The organism is Marinobacter zhanjiangensis (genome assembly GCF_014651935.1).
Classification (GTDB): Bacteria; Pseudomonadota; Gammaproteobacteria; order Pseudomonadales; family Oleiphilaceae; genus Marinobacter; species Marinobacter zhanjiangensis.
Map to the genome: position 1 here is coordinate 75,087 of NZ_BMXV01000010.1, position 16,859 is coordinate 91,945.

A 16,859-nucleotide genomic window follows, 5' to 3' on the forward strand; every position below is an offset into this window, starting at 1 on the left:
AACGTCCAGCAACACTCAAACGGAGGCAGACCCGGTGATCGGACGACTGCGCGGTATCCTGATAGAAAAACAGCCCGGCCATCTTCTGGTGGAGGCAGGGGGCCTTGGCTACGAAGTGGACATTCCCTACACCACCTTTTTCCATCTGCCGGAAACCGGTCAGGAAGTGGTGCTGCACACGCACTTCGCCGTACGGGAAGACGCCCAAAGCCTGTTCGGCTTTGCCAACCGCCTGGACCGGGATTTGTTCCGGTTGCTGATCAAGGTCAACGGCGTAGGGCCGCGGCTGGCGGTGGGCATCCTTTCCGGTCTGGACGCCGATCAGTTCATCCGTTGTGTGGAACAGCGGGACGCCAGCGCCCTGGTGAAGCTGCCGGGTGTGGGCAAGAAAACCGCCGAGCGGCTGCTGATTGACATGGGGGACCGTATTGGTCAACTGGAAGGTCAGTTTGTTCCCCACCATGAAGGCGCCGTGAAACCAGGCGATACCTCCAGGCAGCCCCCGAGGCAGCCAGATGCTCCGGAAGAGGCGGAAGCCGCATTGATCGCCCTGGGGTACAAGCCCCAGGAAGCCAGCAAGGCCATCAATCGTGTCGCGGAAGAGGGCATGAGCCGGGAAGACCTGATCCGGCATGCGCTCAAGGCCATGATTCCCACCCGCTAATACCTGCTTGCCGGGGCCCTTCGAGCCTGATAATACGCAGGAATGTGTAAAGAGCGTAACGTGACAGGCATACTACTGACCGTACAATGTGTCCGGGTTGAAGGGGTGACCGGAGGTGCCTGCCAAAGGCTATTGAGGGCAGGGCATTGCCGATGGACTCCGCAAATGCCGGTCAGGGCACACTAATCATTCGAACACAGGTATGATGGTGAAAACCTGTAACGAGTCCTTACATGATTGAATCTGATCGACTGATTTCTCCCCAGGCCGGTCTCCAGGAAGAGGTCTACGACCGGGCCATACGGCCCCACCGCCTGGAAGACTATGTGGGCCAGCCCACGGTCCGCGAGCAGATGGAAATCTTCATCTCTGCCGCCAGGGCCCGCAGTGAAGCGCTGGACCACACCCTGATCTTTGGCCCGCCGGGTCTGGGCAAGACCACCCTCGCCAATATCATTGCCAACGAAATGGGCGTGGCTATCAAGACCACCTCCGGTCCGGTGCTGGAAAAGGCCGGGGATCTGGCGGCGCTGCTGACCAATCTCGAGCACGGTGATGTGCTGTTTATCGACGAGATTCATCGTCTCAACGCGGCGGTGGAGGAAGTGCTCTATCCGGCGATGGAGGATTACCAGCTCGATATCATGATCGGGGAGGGCCCGGCCGCCCGCTCCATCAAACTGGACCTGCCGCCTTTTACCCTGGTCGGGGCGACGACCCGCGCGGGGCTGCTGACTTCACCCCTGCGGGATCGCTTCGGTATCGTGCAACGGCTGGAGTTCTACAATACCCGGGACCTGACCTCGATCATCCTGCGGTCTGCGCTACTGTCGCAGGTATCCATAGACGATGCCGGTGCTTTCGAAATTGCCCGGCGCTCCCGGGGTACCCCGCGGATCGCCAACCGCCTGCTGCGGCGGGTGCGGGACTATGCGGAAGTGAAAGCCGATGGGGCGATTACCGTCGAGGTGGCCGACCTGGCCCTCAACATGCTGAAAGTGGATAACGAAGGCTTCGATCACATGGACCGCCGGTTGCTGCTGGCGATGATCGAAAAGTTCGATGGTGGTCCGGTGGGGGTCGACAGTCTGGCTGCGGCCATCAGTGAAGAACGAGGTACCATAGAGGACGTGCTGGAACCCTTCCTGATACAGCAGGGGTTCATGGTCCGCACGCCAAGGGGGCGTATGGTGACCAATAGCGCCTATCTCCATTTTGGTGCCACGCCCCGGTCATCACGGCAGGAGGATCTCCTTGACGGACAGCAGTAACGACGCCGACCAGACTTCATCCGCCTTCACCCTGCCGGTACGAGTCTATATCGAAGATACCGATGCCGGAGGTATTATCTTTCATGCCAAGTACCTGCACTATATGGAGCGGGCCCGTACCGAGTGGGTACGCAGCCGTGGTGTCGGGCTACGGGCGGGGCTCAGCGACAATATCAGCTACGTTGTGCAGAAAATTACCATTCACTATGCGGCTCCGGGCTACCTGGATGACGAACTGCTGGTAACGGCGGATCTGGTGGCCGCCGGTCGCGTATGGATGGAGTTCGATCAGCGGGTAAGCCGCAAGGACAGTGGCCGGGAACTGGCCAGTGCAACCGTCAGGGTCGCCTGCATTGCACTGGATTCCGGGCGCCCCAGGCGGTTGCCGGAAGACCTGAACCAGCTGCTGAAACAGCAGCTGGCAACAAAGACATCCTAGAACGACATCAGGAGTAAACGGTGGATTCAGAACTTTCCGTATGGCACCTAATCGCCCAGGCAGGCCCGTTGGTCCAGATGGTCATGCTGCTGCTGGCGCTGGCATCGGTGATTTCCTGGGCGCTGATCTTCCAGCGAGTCCAGGCTTTCCGCAAGGCCAGGCGCGCGCAACTGAACTTTGAGGAACAGTTCTGGTCAGGCATGGACCTTGGTCAGCTCTACCGGGAGGTCAATGCCAACCCGACACCCTATTCCGGGATGGAATCCGTATTCCGCGCCGGCTTCCGTGAGTTTTCCCGTCTGCGGCAGCAGAGCCGGGACCCGGACGCCGTCATGGACGGCGTTCAGCGTGCCATGCGGGTCGCCTTTTCCCGGGAGCAGGAGCGCCTGGAGGCGCACCTGCCCTTTCTGGCAACGGTGGGTTCCACCAGTCCCTATGTCGGCCTGTTTGGCACCGTCTGGGGCATCATGAACTCATTCCGGGGTTTGGCAACCGCGCAGCAGGCGACGCTGGCCACGGTCGCGCCAGGTATTTCCGAAGCGCTGATTGCGACGGCGATGGGCCTTTTTGCGGCCATTCCGGCGGTGATCGCCTACAACCGTTTCGCTGCCAGATCCGATGCCCTGCTGAAGAACTACGAGACCTTTGCCGAGGAATTCTCCAGCATCCTGCATCGTCGGGTGCATGGTGACGGCGGCAGCCAGGGCTGATCGCGCGAGCGACGGGAGAGGATGCAATGAAAGGCGGAATGATGCAGACGGTTCGCCGCAAGCCCATGGCGGAGATCAACGTCGTACCCTACATTGACGTGATGCTGGTGTTGCTGGTGATTTTCATGGTGACGGCGCCCATGCTGACCCAGGGCGTCAAGGTGGAACTGCCAGAGACCACCTCGGACCCGATCCAGGCCGAGAAGGACACCGAGTCAGTGGTGGTCTCGGTCGACGCCAATGGCGCCTATTATCTGCAGGTGGGGGATGAGGGCAGTGACCCCATGCCGCTGGGGCAGGTACAGGAAATGGTCGGCAAGATCATGGCGGAACGTACCAACCGTGAGGTGCTGGTGCGTGGCGATGACAACGTGCAGTACGGCAAGGTGGTGCGACTGATGTCAGTATTGCAGCAGGCGGGTGCCACCAACGTGGGCCTGATTACCGAGGCTGAAGACCTGGACGACGCGGGTGGTTGACTTGTGACGGATCCACGAGCCGAAGAACGTAAGGACATGCGCCCGGGATGGACGTCGCCAGTGTTGCTTTCACTGGTACTCCATGGCGTCATTGTGGTTATCACCCTGATGAGCTGGCAGTGGATAACGCCCCTGGAAGAGCCTCCGGAGCCCAGTATCTCGGCCCGGCTGGTCTCGCCTGAGGCCGTGCCACCCGAGGAAACCACCGCACCACCCCCGCAACCTGAGCCTGATGAGCCAGCGCCGGTGGAGGAAGAGCAACGCGAGCAGCAGGAAGAGGAACAGCGGCGACTCGAGCAGGAGCAGGAGCGCCAGCGCCGGGAAGAGGCCGAGCGCGAGGAACAGGAGCGCCTTGAGCAACAACGCCGTGAACAGCAAGCGGCGGCAGAGGAGCGTGAGCGCCAGGCAAGGGAGGAAGAGGCTGCCCGGGAACGCGCCGAAGCAGAGGCCGAAGAACGGGCCCGTCGCCAGGCCGAGGAAGAACGCAAGGCCCGCGAGGAAGCTGAACGCAAGGCGGAAGAGGAGCGCCAGCGGCAGGAACAGCAGCGCCGCGAGGAAGAGGAGCGTCGCCGCCAGGAGGAGGAACGCCAGCGTCAGGAGGAGGAACGCCGTCGCCAGGAGGAGGCCGAACGTCAGCGCCAGGAACGGGCACGGCAACAGCGGGAGCAGCAGCTTGAGCAGATGGCCCGGGAAGCCGAGGAGGCAAGATTGGCGGAACAGCGCCGTCGCGAACAGGCCGCTGCGGCCCGGGCGCGGGAAACCGAGATGCAGAATGAAAGGGCCCGCTACGTCTCACTGATCGGTCAGGCCATCGAGAATCAGTGGTACCCGCCATCGTCGGCGCGGGAGGGCATGAGCGTGGTGTTGCGGCTGACCTTGCTGCCCAACGGTGAACTTCAGTCGGTGGATGTCGTCGAAAGTAGCGGTAACCGGGCTTTTGATAACTCCGCCGTCAGCGCCGCCCGGGCGATTCGTGAGTACCCGGTTCCCGACAGCCGGGATACGTTCGAGCGCTACTTCAGGCAGTTCACGATTCAGTTTGAACCGGAGATCTGAGTCGCTTTGCAGGAATTTTAACCGCAAACCCCAGAAAGAATGGTGAGGCCAGAATGACAGCAACCAATCAGGCGCCGGCAAGCGGGCGTACGAGGCAATACGGGCCGGTGGCACTGGTCCTGTTGGTGGCCGCACTTATGCTGGCGACCACCGCCAATGCAGAGCTGATGATCCGTGTTACCAAGGGCACGGGTGAAGCCGTACCCGTCGCGGTGGTGCCTTTCGCTGAATCCGGTGACCTGCCGGCGGGCGACGATATCAGCACCATTGTGCGCAACAACCTGGAAATGACCGGGGAATTCACCCCCTTGTCGGCAGAGCGAATGCTGAGCCTGCCCTCCAGTGGCGACGATGTGTTTTTCCGGGACTGGCGGATGCTGGGGCAGCGGTACCTGCTGGTGGGTAACGTCACCCGCGAGGGTGACCGGGTCCGGGCACGGTACGAACTGTTTGATGTAAACAGCGAACAACGGATGCTGGGGGAAACCTCCACCACGTCGGTAAACAACCTGCGCACCCTGGCACACCATATCAGCGACAAGGTATACGAGGCCCTGACCGGGGAGCCGGGCGTGTTCTCGACCCGGCTTGCCTATGTCACCCTGGACGAGCACGAGGGCAGCCCCCGCTACCGTCTTCAGATCAGCGATGTGGATGGCCGCCGCGCCAGCGTCAGGCTGGAGAGCCGTGAACCCATCATGTCACCGGCCTGGTCGCCGGATGGCAAGCAGCTGGCCTATGTGTCGTTCGAAAGTGGCAGGCCAGAGATCTTTGTGCACGAACTGGCCACCGGCAAGCGAACCGTGGTGGCGTCCTACCCCGGGCTGAACTCCGCCCCCGACTGGTCTCCCGATGGCCGCTCCCTGCTGGTGACCCTGTCCCGTTCGGGCAACGCCGAAATCTACCGCCTTGACCTGGACTCCCGTTCGCTGACAAGGCTGACGGATCATTGGGGCATTGATACCGAGGGCGAGTGGCACCCCGACGGAGATGGCCTTGCTTTCACATCGGATCGCTCCGGCGGACCGCAAATCTACATCAAGGACAGCGAGCGTGCGTCGCCCCGCCGGGTGACCTTTGGCAGCCGCTATAACGCCCGGCCACGATTCAGTCCGGATGGGGAATACATCTATTACGTTCATCAGCGTGACAGCGGCTTTCACATTGCCCGCACCGAGCTGGACTCCGGCGATGAGCAGGTGCTGACCCGTACCGGTTCGGACGAATCCCCGAGCATCGCCCCCAACGGGCGGATGCTGATCTACGCGACCCGCCAGGGTAATGACAATGTGTTGACCGTGATCTCCACCAACGGTGGGGCAGCGTATACGCTGCCTGCGGCCAATGGGGATGTGCGTGATCCGGCCTGGTCTCCGGTCCTCCGTTGAGGGCTAGTGGAGAGAGACCGGGTTCGCTGAACACAGGAAAACAGAAACCAAACCAGAAGGACGTTCTATGAACACCATGATGAAGCAATCCGCATTTGCCCTTGTGCTCTCGCTGGGGCTGGTCGCCGGCTGTAGCACCACCGGGGACGAACCCATGACCGACGAAGAAATGAGCGCGGTGGACCAGGACGGCGGTGCCTCCGTCTACGGTGGTGACGGTGACGGTGGTATCTCCTCCGACGAACTGAGGGATGAGCAGCGTCGTGACCAGGCGGAGCAGGGTGCCAGCGGCGACGATGCTGCCATGCGCCGTATTACCACCTTCTACTTTGATTTCGACACGGCCCAGATCAAGGCGGAATCCCGTGACGTACTGGCGGCCCACGCCCGTTACCTGGCCAACAATCCGGACGTCGACGTGCGCCTGGAAGGTCACACCGATGAGCGTGGCACAAAGGAGTACAACCTGGCTCTGGGTGAGCGCCGTGCCAACGCGGTCCAGCGATTCCTGGTGGTCAACGGTGCTGATCGCGGCCAGATCGAAACCGTAAGCTATGGTGAGGAAAAGCCGGCAGCCATGGGCTCTAACGAGAGTGCCTGGGCCCAGAACCGTCGGGTGGAACTGATCTTCCGCTAAACTCAAGCGGTAACTGACAAATAGGTGTACCCATGAGAAAGCTTCTCGTGGCGACAGTGGCGCTGGCGGTTTCCGCCGGTGCCCTGGCGCAATCTTCCACGCCCGCGTACCAGAACAATCAGTCGGAGGCCCGCCGGCAATCGGCCGGTAATCAAGGCAATGCCGAACTGTTTTTCATGATTGAACGTCTTCAGCAGGAGGTTCGTAGCCTGCGTGGCGAGGTGGAGGAACAGCGACATCAACTGGATCGGCTGACGCGTCAGTCACGTGAGCGCTATATCGATCTGGATCAGCGACTCATGGAGCTGTCGGAACAGCAGCAACAGCGTGGTTCCGGCACCGGCGGATCAGGCAGTTCGACCGCAGCGGCCTCCAGCGAGCGGCCGCAGCCACAAACCGTGAGCCAGGAGTACCGACAGCCCTCGGCAGAGGAGCGGGAAACCTACGAGCGGATACAGACCCTGATCCAGCAGGACAAGGCCTATGACGAGGCGATCGGGGAACTCTACGAGTTTATCAATGAATACCCCGAAGGCGATCTGACGGTCAATGCCTATTACTGGCTGGGTGAGGTCTACCTGGTCAAGCCGCAGCTGGAACAGGCCAAGCAGGCATTCACCATCGTGGCGACCCGGTTCCAGGACCATCGTAAGGCGCCGGATGCGCTGTACAAGCTGGGGGTGGTTCATGACCGCATGGGCGAAAAGGATCAGGCCGAGCGCTATATGGAACGAGTGGTGAATCAGTACGGCGCCAGCCAGGCGGCCAATCTGGCAAAAAAATATCTCGGGGCGGGTTAAAAGGGGTTGATCAACCACAAAAAATCCGTACTATATGCGCCTCGTTTGGGTCGTTAGCTCAGTTGGTAGAGCAGTTGGCTTTTAACCAATTGGTCGAAGGTTCGAATCCTTCACGACCCACCAAATTTGAAAGCTGGCAAGGAAGGCTGGTTTGATCCCGGTTACGGGTCGTTAGCTCAGTTGGTAGAGCAGTTGGCTTTTAACCAATTGGTCGAAGGTTCGAATCCTTCACGACCCACCAATCAGACAGGCTGATGCAGTCTGCCGTAATAAAGAGCCTCAGGGCTCTTTTTTTTTGCCTGAAAAACCCCACAATCAGGTATGGAGCAGGCTTTCTATAATGCAGGCTGTCGGTGACACCGATATGACCGGAAAGCGGCGACCCGGCGGGATGTTATACTGCCGGTATTCTGGAGTAGCAACAGAGAAGCGAATGATGACACGAGCTGAAGATCGTATCCTGGTTCAGGAGCACCTTGCCCACAAGGCAGAGCCAAAACCTCTCAGTGCTGAGGAAAAGGCCGAGCTGGAATCGCGCATTCGTGACGCACTGCAGGAGCAGGATGCGGTGCTCGTCGCTCACTACTACACCGATCCGGATATTCAGCGGCTGGCCGAGGAGACCGGTGGCTGTGTCGCCGATTCCCTGGAAATGGCCCGTTTCGGCAACGAACATCCGGCCTCCACGGTCGTGGTTGCGGGCGTTCGCTTCATGGGGGAAACCGCGAAGATCCTCAACCCGGAGAAGCGCGTGCTGATGCCAACCCTGGAAGCGACCTGTTCACTGGATATCGGCTGCCCGGCCGACGAGTTTGCCGCCTTCTGCGATCAGCATCCGGACCGCACCGTGGTGGTTTATGCCAATACCTCTGCCGCTGTGAAGGCGAGGGCAGACTGGGTGGTCACCTCCAGTTGCGCGCCGGCTATCGTGGAACACCTTGACGCCCGGGGCGAAAAGATCCTGTGGGCACCGGACAAGCATCTGGGTGGTTACATCGAGCGTGCCACCGGTGCCGACATGCTGATGTGGGATGGCTCCTGCATTGTGCACGAGGAATTCAAGTACCAGGGGCTGGAGGATCTTAAAGCCCTGTACCCGGATGCCGCCGTGCTGGTGCACCCGGAATCACCGGAGCAGGTGGTGGACATGGCCGACGTGGTGGGCTCGACCTCACAGCTGATTCATGCGGTGCAGTCCATGCCCAACGAGCGTTTCATTGTGGCCACTGACAACGGCATCTTCTACAAGATGCAGCAACTGGCCCCGAACAAGACCCTGATCGAGGCGCCCACGGCCGGAAACGGCGCCACCTGCCGCAGTTGTGCCCACTGCCCGTGGATGGCCATGAACGGACTGGAAAACCTGTTGCGTGTACTGCAACAGGGCGATCAGGAAGTCCATGTGGATGATAGCTTGCGCGAAGAGGCGTTAAAGCCCTTGCGGCGCATGCTGGATTTCACCTCCAAAATGAATCTGAAGGCGGCCGGCAACGCCTGACGTGATGCCAGTTGTTATCCGGTCGGGGTGCCTCATGAGCGGCTCAGGCGACGGCTGACTTCCGCCAGTCGTTCCGAGATAACCTGCCTCAGGGGTGTGCTGGCCGGTGCCCGCTCCTGGGCCTGGCGCAGCTGACGCTGGGCGGCCTCCAGGTCGCCCATCAGCAGATCGTATTCCGCCCGTGCCCGGTGCACTCCAACGATGTTCCTGGCCATACCTTCTGCTTCCGCCAGTCGCAGCCATAGCTCTTCCCGATGGGGATGTTCACGGGTGAGGGTTCTCAGGTAATCCGCGGCCTGGCTGCCGTTTCCTGCCTGGGTTTCTATGTGCGCCAGCCGGTCGGTGATCGGGTAGTTGCCGGGGTTGCGGCGCAGGGCCTTTTGCATCAGTTCCCGGGCCTGTTCCAGTTTGCCCTGGGCCTGCAGTGTTTCCGCCAGGGTGACCTGGTAGGTGATGCGGTTGGGGTTGCCCGCAAGCAATTGTTCGAGAATCTCCCGGGCGCGACCGGCGTTTTCGTTGGCCAGCTGGGCAACCGCCAGCCCGTAACGGGCGGCTTCCTTGCGCCCTGAGTCCGGCTTGTCAAGATAGGCCGTGAAGGCGTCAATGACTTCGCCCCTGTTACGGGCGAAACGGACCTGCAGGCGGGCGCGCACCAGGTGGTACTCCAGGCTGTCGCTATCAGAAACACCCTGATACTGGTCAGCGCGGCTGCGGGTGTCGGAAACCCGTGACTGGGTCAGGGGGTGTGTCGACAGGTATTCGGGGACCCGATTCCCCTGCAGACGGCTCTGCCGCATCATGGTCTCGAACATTTCTGGCATTCCCCTGGGGTTGAGCCCGGCATCCGCCATGATTTCCATGCCGACCCGGTCCGCTTCCTGTTCATGGGAGCGGCTGTAGGCCAGCATGTTCTGCACGCTCATGGCCTGGGTGCCCATGATGGCGGCCAGGCCAGCGTCGGAACCGGTAACCGCAGCCAGCACGATACCGGCAATAATGCCCGCCGCGGTCAGGGGGGCCGAACGCTCCTGCTGTTCCAGGCGCCGGGCGAAATGGCGCTGGCTCAGATGGGCCAGTTCGTGGGCCATGACCGAGCCGAACTGCTGTTCGGTCCTGGCGTTCAGGAACAGGCCACCGTTGACGCCGACGATGTTCCCGGGTACCGCAAAGGCGTTAATGCCGGGGTCGTCGATCACCACGATGGTAAGTTCCCGGTTACTTAGTGGGGTGTAGGGCACCAGTTGGTAAACAAGCGAGGTCAGGTATTCGTTCACCAGCGGATCGTGGATCTGGCTGGCGGACCGGCGGATGGAACTCATCACCTGCTGGCCAATCTCGGTTTCCATCTGGTCGGACAGCAGGCCGCCGCCAAGTCCGCCAATGGCCGGCAGGTCTCTTTCCTGGGCCCGGGCGAAGCCGCTCAACAAGGGTGCGAAGAACATGACCAGGGTCATGACCAATGCCACGTATCGTCGTGGCGGGCAGGGGTTAATGGTCGAATCGAAAGTCATACCTTGGCTGATACACTCCAGATGAAATAATGCGGGCACAGGAAACAATGCAAGTCGCCGGCTCCATGGGCATAATAGTGACCCGTTCACCAGCGCGAGACTGTCAGAAACAACCTATGGTCGATAATACCCTTGATGCTACCGGGCTGCGATGCCCGATGCCATTGCTGAAAGCCAAGTTGCAGCTTGGCACCATGACCGCGGGCCAGGAGCTCGAAGTGCTGGCCAGCGACGCCGGTTCGGCACGGGATATTCCTGCCTGGCTGGCCCATACCGCGCACGAACTGGTCGCCAGCGACGAGCACCAGGGTCGTTTCCGCTTTGTCATTCGTGTCGGTAAGCAGGAGTAAGTTCCCCGATGGTGCGAATTTTACGTGGTCTCGCCCACAAGTATTTCTCGGACGACGAAGCTGTCGTCCTGTTCCTGCTGTTGCTGGCCGGTGTTCTGACCATCATCTTCTTTGGCGCCATGCTGGCGCCGGTGATTGCCTCGGTCATTATCGCCTTTATCCTCCAGGGTCTGGTGGCGCGCCTGACCCAACTGGGGCTGCCTGAACTGGTGTCCATTATCGGTGGCTTTGTGGTGTTTCTGGGCACCCTGGCAGGCTTCCTGTTCGGGCTATTGCCGCTGATCTGGGCCCAGCTGGCGTCCCTGGCTACCGAGGCTCCGCGAATCTTCCGGGAAATGCGCAGCTACCTGGAGCTGCTGCCGGAGCAATACCCCAATCTGATTTCCATGAACGCGGTGAACGACTTCTACCATCAGGTAACCGCCGAAGCAGGCAACGTGACCCAGTGGCTGGTGTCCTTCTCTCTGAGCAGTATTCCGGACCTGGTGGGCCTGCTTATCTATGTGGTGCTGGTGCCCATCCTGGTGTTTTTCCTGCTCAAGGATCGTCGTCTGATACTCCGGTCCATCGCTCGCCTGTTGCCTAGCCAGCGGCCGATGATGAGCCAGATCTGGCAGGAGGTGAATCAGCAGTGCGCCAACTATGTCCGCGGCAAGGCGGTGGAGATCCTGATTGTCGGCGGTGTCACCTTCGTGACCTTCAAGCTTCTCGGCGTGCCTTATGCAGCGCTGCTTTCGATGCTGGTCGGGCTGAGTGTGGTGATTCCCTACATCGGCGCAGCCGTGGTTACCGTGCCGGTGGCGATGATTGCCCTGTTCGCCTTCGGCTGGGGCTCGCACTTCATCTGGGTGATGGTGGCCTATGGCATTATCCAGGCCCTGGACGGCAATGTGCTGGTGCCATTGCTGTTTTCCGAGGTGAACAACCTGCATCCGGTGGTGATCATTGTTGCTGTGCTGTTCTTTGGTGGCATCTGGGGGTTGTGGGGCGTGTTCTTTGCCATTCCGCTGGCGACGATGGTCAAGGCCGTATTTTCAGCGTGGCCGGTGAGGCCCGGCAGTCCCGAGGAGCTCGCAGAGTAATCTTGCCGTTCCGCTGCTGAGGTGCCCGGAAATCCTGGCCTTGGGTGGTGCATCCCGGGGTGTTATCTTGCGGTTAAAAGTTGATCATCTCGTGCTTCTGTCCCCCGAAATCGGACAGGCGGATGGTCTGGTCCCCGGTGACAGGCGTTTCGAAATCGTGAACGGGTTGGTCGAGTTCCGGCTTTGCCATGGGTTCTCCCTTGTTTCCCTTGTGTCGGTTGACACCCAAGATTACCATAACCGTTTTATCTGCACGGAGTCCTTATGATTACTGGTAGCCTCGTCGCGCTGGTGACGCCCATGCACCCGGATGGCAGCATTCACTGGGAGCAGCTGGATGCACTGGTGGACTTTCACCTTGATAACGGTACCCACGGTATTGTCGCCGTCGGCACCACTGGCGAGTCAGCAACCCTGACCCCCGAGGAACATCTCAAGGTGATCGGGCAGATCATCAAACGGACAGCGGGCAGGATTCCGGTGATCGCCGGCACCGGGGGTAACTCCACCCATGAGGCGATAGCCCTCACGTCGGAGGCGGCAAAGCTTGGCGCGGATGCCTGCCTGCTGGTGGTGCCGTACTACAACAAGCCGACCCAGGAAGGCCTCTACCGCCACTTCAAGACCATTGCGGAGTCGGTGCCCAACGTCAATCAGGTGCTCTATAACGTGCCGGGCCGAACGGCTTGCGACATGCTCAATGAGACTGTCGAGCGTCTGGCGGACATCCCCAACATCGTGGCCATCAAGGACGCCACCGGCAATATTCCCCGGGGCGCGGAGCTGATAAAGGCCGTCGAGGGCCGCCTGGCGGTCTATTCCGGTGATGACGCCACCGCAGCAGGGCTCATGCTGGCTGGCGGCAAGGGCAACGTGTCGGTGACCGCCAATGTCGCTCCCAGGCTGATGTCCCAGCTCTGTGAAGCCGCGATCGCAGGTAATGAATCGGAAACCGAGCGCCTGAACCAGATCCTCGAGCCGCTCAACCGTAAGCTGTTCCTCGAGGCCAACCCGATTCCTGTCAAGTGGGCCCTGCAACGCATGGGCATGATGGACACGGGTATCCGGTTACCCCTGACGCCCCTCAGCGAGAAGTTCCACGGTGAGGTTGAAGAAGCACTGAATGCGGCAGGCGTACTCTGAATGACCGACAGTAACCATAACGTGATGTCTTGTTCCCGTCATTTGCCCCGGGTTCGTTCACTCCTGTCGCTTGTGGCGGCCGGCTTGTTGGCCAGTGGCTGCGGCCTGATCCAGGACAGGTCCGACAACTATGCCACGGCCGAGCAGGCCGACCCCCTGCATGGCGTCGACGGCGAACCCTTGCCACGGCAACGGGCCGCTTACCCCATCCGCCCGGTCAGCGGCAGCGGGACCATGGCCAACCAGGTGCCCCGGCCACCGGATCTGACCTCCGAGATTCTTGATGAGAACTATGTCATCGAGTCGGTGGGCGATCAGTCCTGGCTGCTGGTAAATGACGTGCCCGGGCGAATCTGGCCCGCGGTGGCGGCCTGGATGACCCGGACCGGTCTGGGTGTGGCATCGGATAGCACGCAGCTGGGCATGATGCAGAGTGAGATCGTCAATTACAGCCGCCGCGCCCGCGAGCTGGTGGGTCTGGACGAAGCCGAGGCCAACGAGCCGCTGACTCTGGTGCAGGCGCGCCTGGCCCCGGGTGTGCGACGCAAGACCACGGAAATCCAGCTTCGCCCGAGGCTGGTGACGGAAGCGCCCGGGCGCCTGCTGTCCTGGCAGGACGAGCCCATGGACCAGGTGCTGGAGGAAGAACTGCTCCGTGACCTGTCGCGGTTCCTGCAGGAGCAGGAAGACAACCGCTCCTATTCCCGCGCCGCTCTGGCCATGACCAGCGAGCCTCGTGTCACCATGCGTCAGGCTGACGCCGGGCAGGAACAGGCGGTGGTTATCGAGCTGCCCTATGACCGCGCCTGGACCGAAGTGCGGCGGGTCTTCGAGGACGAGAACATCCCCATCCTGGACCTGGACCAGAGCGCCGGTTATTTCCTGGTGGACGGGCGCCCCGCGGATGACCGTCAACGCAACTGGTTTACCAGCTGGTTTGCCGGCGACGAGGTGGAACCGGTTGCCACCAACCGCATTGAGCTGGTGGAAGATGATGGCAAGGTCACTGTCACCGCCGACCGGGCAGACGGCTATAATGGCGGTAACTACTCCCGGTCCGTGCTGTCCCGGCTCTACCAATACCTTTATTGATCGCCGCCCCGGCTGAACACCGGGCGGAATGAACCATGGTGTGGCCAGCCTGGCAGGGTGCTGGTCACCGGAGACTGATATGGAAAAACGCAACGAACTCTATGCCGGCAAGGCCAAGTCCGTTTTTACCACTGATAACCCCGATCGCTTCGTGCTGGTGTTCCGGGACGACACCTCGGCGTTTGACGGGGAGAAAAAGGAACAGCTCAACCGCAAGGGCATGGTGAATAACCGCTTCAATGCCTTTGTTATGGAAAAGCTGGAAGCGGCCGGTGTGCCCACTCATTTCGACCAGTTACTGTCGCCGACGGAATCCCTGGTCAGAAAACTCGAGATGATTCCCGTGGAATGCGTCGTCCGTAACGTGTCGGCGGGCAGTCTGTGCCGTCGTCTCGGGGTGGAAGAAGGGCAGGACCTGAATCCGCCGACCTACGAACTGTTCCTCAAGAATGACGAACTGCACGACCCCATGGTCAACGAATCACTGGCGGTCACCTTCGGCTGGGCAAACCAGGACGAGCTGGACGAGATGAAGCGGTTGACCTATGAAGTGAACAGTGTCCTCAAGACCCTGTTTGCCGACGCCGGCATGCTGCTGGTGGACTACAAGCTGGAGTTCGGTCGTTGCGAAGGGCGTATCGTGCTGGGTGACGAGTTCAGCCCCGACGGCTGCCGCATCTGGGATCGCGAGACCCGCAAGAAGATGGACAAGGACCGTTTCCGCCAGGGGCTTGGTGACGTCATCGAAACCTACGAAGAGGTCGGGCGGCGCCTCGGTATCCATTTCGACGATTGAACAGCATGGGCCACTTTCGGCCCACCACGCTGGCAATCGGTCTGTTGATCTCACTTTTGCAAACAGCTGGCCAACGCAATCGCCAGCCGGGAGAATGCCATGAAAACCCTCAAGTCAGCACTGGTTGTATCGGCCCTGGTCGCCATGCCGGTTGCCCACGCCGATGTCCTGGGCTTTGGTGCCAGTATCGGTTACTGGGATTCCGATCTTTCCGGCAAGGCGGCCAAGGGCAGCGACCGGGTGAACGTGGAGAATGACCTGGATCTCAGCAACAACACCGAGGCGAATCTCTCCGCTTACCTCGAGCACCCGATTCCGTTGTTGCCCAATGTCCGCCTCAGTTATCTGCACATTGACCAGAGCGGCAGTGGCGAACTGGGTACCGGTTTCGACAGCATTCCTGGCGGTGTGCCGGTGGATTCCAGCCTCGATTGGCGCCAGACCGACCTGACCCTCTATTACGAAGTGCTCGACAACTGGGTCAATCTGGACCTGGGCCTGACCGCCCGTGACCTGGACGCGGAGCTGGAAGTGACCGACACCACAGGCCTCTATCCCGTCAGCCGCACGGAGGTCAGCGCCGTTCTGCCCATGCTCTATGCCGCCGGTCGCTTTGACTTGCCGCTGACCGGCGTATCCGCCGGCATTACCGGCAATATCATCAGTTACGATGGCGACTCCGTGTATGATTATGATATCTACGGTCAGTATGTTTTCGCCGGCGTTCAGCTACGGGCGGGTTACCGGGAAATGGCCGTTGATTATGAAGACGGTGACGAGCGCCTGGATATCGATGTCGGCGGGCCATTCGCCAGTGTTGGCTTCAGCTTCTGATTGAGAAGCCCGCTGCTCCGGTCAGACAACCGGAACAGCGGGCGGACACTCGCCGCGCTCAGACGACAGGGACAGAGACTTGAAACTGCTTGTTACCGGCACCGCCGGGTTTATCGGATTCCATCTTGCGCGCCGGCTATTGCAGCGGGGCGACGAGGTTATCGGTGTCGATAACGTCAACGACTATTACGATACCAACCTGAAGGAAGCCCGGCTTGACGGGCTTCGCGATTACCGGGGCTTCACCGAAGCACGTCAGGACATCGCCGACCGCGACGCCATGGAAGCGCTTTTCCGGCAGTACCAGCCGCAACGGGTGGCCCACATGGCAGCCCAGGCCGGGGTGCGCTACTCCATCGAGAACCCCCATGCCTATGTGGACAGCAACCTGGTGGGGTTCATGAATGTCCTGGAAGGGTGTCGCTACAACCGGATAGAACACCTGGTGTATGCCTCCAGCAGCTCGGTCTACGGTGCCAACGAGACCATGCCGTTTTCCGTGCAGGACAACGTGGACCATCCGGTCAGCCTGTACGCGGCGTCGAAAAAAGCCAACGAGCTGATGGCCCACACCTACAGCCATCTGTACCGGTTGCCCACCACCGGCCTTCGTTTCTTCACCGTATACGGTCCCTGGGGCCGGCCTGACATGGCGCCGTTTATCTTTACCCGCAAGATTCTCGCCGGGGAGCCAATCGACGTCTTCAATTACGGGCAACACAAGCGGGATTTCACCTATATCGACGATATTGTCGAAGGTGTGGTTCGTTCACTGGACCATGTGGCCCAGCCCAATCCGGACTGGAGCGGACTGGAACCGGATGCCGCGTCCAGCAGGGCGCCTTACCGGCTGTATAATATTGGCAGCAACAACCCGGCGGAGCTGGCCCGTTTCATCGAAATCATCGAGCAGGAAACCGGGCGCACTGCAGAGAAGAATTATCTGCCCATGCAACCCGGCGATGTGGAGGCCACCTACGCCGATGTGGACTCACTGATCAACGACGTGGGCTACCGGCCCGAGACCTCGCTGGAGGATGGCCTGGCCCGTTTCGTCGCGTGGTACCGGGACTTCTACAAGGTCTGATTATCGGCCCGGTACCGGCAGT

At 60.7% G+C, this 16,859-nt stretch carries 18 protein-coding genes and 2 tRNA genes; 19 read left to right on the forward strand and 1 reads right to left on the reverse strand.

Annotation, left to right across the window (positions count from 1 at the left end; genetic code table 11):
* Positions 1–34 precede the first annotated feature (34 nt).
* From ruvA to nadA, 12 genes are all read left to right on the forward strand, one after another.
* Entirely contained in the window at positions 35–664 is a 630-nt protein-coding gene (gene ruvA / locus IE079_RS17790; protein WP_189578252.1) for a Holliday junction branch migration protein RuvA, read from the forward strand.
* A gap of 233 nt (positions 665–897) precedes the next feature.
* Positions 898–1,935 (forward strand): Holliday junction branch migration DNA helicase RuvB, encoded by a 1,038-nt coding sequence (gene ruvB, locus IE079_RS17795; protein ID WP_189578254.1) that lies wholly within the window; start codon positions 898–900, stop codon positions 1,933–1,935.
* The gene (locus IE079_RS17800; protein ID WP_189578256.1) at positions 1,919–2,374 is read left to right on the forward strand and encodes a YbgC/FadM family acyl-CoA thioesterase; all 456 of its coding nucleotides are present in this window, start codon (positions 1,919–1,921) and stop codon (positions 2,372–2,374) included. Before ruvB ends, IE079_RS17800 begins: the two co-directional genes overlap by 17 nt.
* A gap of 20 nt (positions 2,375–2,394) precedes the next feature.
* Positions 2,395–3,084, forward strand: coding sequence for a protein TolQ (gene tolQ / locus IE079_RS17805; RefSeq protein WP_189578258.1), 690 nt, complete (start codon positions 2,395–2,397; stop codon positions 3,082–3,084).
* A 26-nt stretch (positions 3,085–3,110) separates the two neighbouring features.
* Positions 3,111–3,563, forward strand: coding sequence for a protein TolR (tolR, locus tag IE079_RS17810; RefSeq protein ID WP_189578260.1), 453 nt, complete (start codon positions 3,111–3,113; stop codon positions 3,561–3,563).
* Between the two features lie 3 nt (positions 3,564–3,566).
* Positions 3,567–4,619, forward strand: coding sequence for a cell envelope integrity protein TolA (gene tolA / locus IE079_RS17815; RefSeq protein ID WP_227712591.1), 1,053 nt, complete (start codon positions 3,567–3,569; stop codon positions 4,617–4,619).
* 53 nt (positions 4,620–4,672) lie between these two features.
* Positions 4,673–6,007 carry a Tol-Pal system beta propeller repeat protein TolB gene (gene tolB / locus IE079_RS17820; protein WP_189578262.1) on the forward strand — a complete coding sequence of 445 codons (1,335 nt, stop codon included), beginning with the start codon at positions 4,673–4,675 and terminating at the stop codon, positions 6,005–6,007.
* Between the two features lie 67 nt (positions 6,008–6,074).
* Complete coding sequence (gene pal, locus IE079_RS17825) at positions 6,075–6,644, forward strand: peptidoglycan-associated lipoprotein Pal (RefSeq protein ID WP_189578264.1); 570 nt, start codon at positions 6,075–6,077, stop codon at positions 6,642–6,644.
* A gap of 32 nt (positions 6,645–6,676) precedes the next feature.
* Positions 6,677–7,444 (forward strand): tol-pal system protein YbgF, encoded by a 768-nt coding sequence (ybgF, locus tag IE079_RS17830; RefSeq protein ID WP_189578266.1) that lies wholly within the window; start codon positions 6,677–6,679, stop codon positions 7,442–7,444.
* A 47-nt stretch (positions 7,445–7,491) separates the two neighbouring features.
* A tRNA-Lys gene (locus IE079_RS17835) sits at positions 7,492–7,567 on the forward strand.
* A gap of 42 nt (positions 7,568–7,609) precedes the next feature.
* A tRNA-Lys gene (locus IE079_RS17840) sits at positions 7,610–7,685 on the forward strand.
* A gap of 195 nt (positions 7,686–7,880) precedes the next feature.
* On the forward strand, positions 7,881–8,942 hold the full coding sequence (gene nadA, locus IE079_RS17845; protein ID WP_189578361.1) for a quinolinate synthase NadA: 1,062 nt from the start codon (positions 7,881–7,883) through the stop codon (positions 8,940–8,942).
* A 32-nt stretch (positions 8,943–8,974) separates the two neighbouring features.
* Here the strand turns inward: nadA and IE079_RS17850 are convergent, their stop codons facing one another.
* Positions 8,975–10,453, reverse strand: coding sequence for a M48 family metalloprotease (locus IE079_RS17850; RefSeq protein ID WP_189578268.1), 1,479 nt, complete (start codon positions 10,451–10,453; stop codon positions 8,975–8,977).
* A 116-nt stretch (positions 10,454–10,569) separates the two neighbouring features.
* Between IE079_RS17850 and IE079_RS17855 the strand changes: the two genes are divergently transcribed.
* From IE079_RS17855 to IE079_RS17885, 7 genes are all read left to right on the forward strand, one after another.
* Positions 10,570–10,803 carry a sulfurtransferase TusA family protein gene (locus IE079_RS17855; protein ID WP_189578271.1) on the forward strand — a complete coding sequence of 78 codons (234 nt, stop codon included), beginning with the start codon at positions 10,570–10,572 and terminating at the stop codon, positions 10,801–10,803.
* Between the two features lie 8 nt (positions 10,804–10,811).
* Positions 10,812–11,885 (forward strand): AI-2E family transporter, encoded by a 1,074-nt coding sequence (locus IE079_RS17860; RefSeq protein WP_189578273.1) that lies wholly within the window; start codon positions 10,812–10,814, stop codon positions 11,883–11,885.
* 264 nt (positions 11,886–12,149) lie between these two features.
* Positions 12,150–13,028 (forward strand): 4-hydroxy-tetrahydrodipicolinate synthase, encoded by an 879-nt coding sequence (dapA, locus tag IE079_RS17865; RefSeq protein WP_189578275.1) that lies wholly within the window; start codon positions 12,150–12,152, stop codon positions 13,026–13,028.
* A complete protein-coding gene (locus IE079_RS17870) occupies positions 13,029–14,120 on the forward strand; it encodes an NlpB/DapX family lipoprotein (protein ID WP_189578277.1) in 1,092 nt (363 codons plus the stop codon).
* Between the two features lie 79 nt (positions 14,121–14,199).
* A complete protein-coding gene (gene purC, locus IE079_RS17875) occupies positions 14,200–14,916 on the forward strand; it encodes a phosphoribosylaminoimidazolesuccinocarboxamide synthase (protein ID WP_189578279.1) in 717 nt (238 codons plus the stop codon).
* Positions 14,917–15,015: 99 nt separating this feature from the next.
* Positions 15,016–15,750 (forward strand): TIGR04219 family outer membrane beta-barrel protein, encoded by a 735-nt coding sequence (locus tag IE079_RS17880; RefSeq protein WP_189578281.1) that lies wholly within the window; start codon positions 15,016–15,018, stop codon positions 15,748–15,750.
* A 79-nt stretch (positions 15,751–15,829) separates the two neighbouring features.
* Entirely contained in the window at positions 15,830–16,837 is a 1,008-nt protein-coding gene (locus IE079_RS17885; RefSeq protein WP_189578283.1) for an NAD-dependent epimerase, read from the forward strand.
* Positions 16,838–16,859 lie beyond the last annotated feature (22 nt).

Bases quoted from the DNA above. Each gene is read 5' to 3' on its own strand.
- purC (WP_189578279.1), top strand. From the start codon at position 14,200: ATGGAAAAACGCAACGAACTCTATGCCGGCAAGGCCAAGTCCGTTTTT.
- IE079_RS17855 (WP_189578271.1), top strand. From the start codon at position 10,570: ATGGTCGATAATACCCTTGATGCTACCGGGCTGCGATGCCCGATGCCA.
- tolB (WP_189578262.1), top strand. From the start codon at position 4,673: ATGACAGCAACCAATCAGGCGCCGGCAAGCGGGCGTACGAGGCAATAC.
- IE079_RS17850 (WP_189578268.1), bottom strand. From the start codon at position 10,453: ATGACTTTCGATTCGACCATTAACCCCTGCCCGCCACGACGATACGTG.
- ruvB (WP_189578254.1), top strand. From the start codon at position 898: ATGATTGAATCTGATCGACTGATTTCTCCCCAGGCCGGTCTCCAGGAA.
- dapA (WP_189578275.1), top strand. From the start codon at position 12,150: ATGATTACTGGTAGCCTCGTCGCGCTGGTGACGCCCATGCACCCGGAT.
- ybgF (WP_189578266.1), top strand. From the start codon at position 6,677: ATGAGAAAGCTTCTCGTGGCGACAGTGGCGCTGGCGGTTTCCGCCGGT.
- tolR (WP_189578260.1), top strand. From the start codon at position 3,111: ATGAAAGGCGGAATGATGCAGACGGTTCGCCGCAAGCCCATGGCGGAG.
- nadA (WP_189578361.1), top strand. From the start codon at position 7,881: ATGACACGAGCTGAAGATCGTATCCTGGTTCAGGAGCACCTTGCCCAC.
- IE079_RS17870 (WP_189578277.1), top strand. From the start codon at position 13,029: ATGACCGACAGTAACCATAACGTGATGTCTTGTTCCCGTCATTTGCCC.
- pal (WP_189578264.1), top strand. From the start codon at position 6,075: ATGAACACCATGATGAAGCAATCCGCATTTGCCCTTGTGCTCTCGCTG.
- IE079_RS17880 (WP_189578281.1), top strand. From the start codon at position 15,016: ATGAAAACCCTCAAGTCAGCACTGGTTGTATCGGCCCTGGTCGCCATG.
- IE079_RS17860 (WP_189578273.1), top strand. From the start codon at position 10,812: ATGGTGCGAATTTTACGTGGTCTCGCCCACAAGTATTTCTCGGACGAC.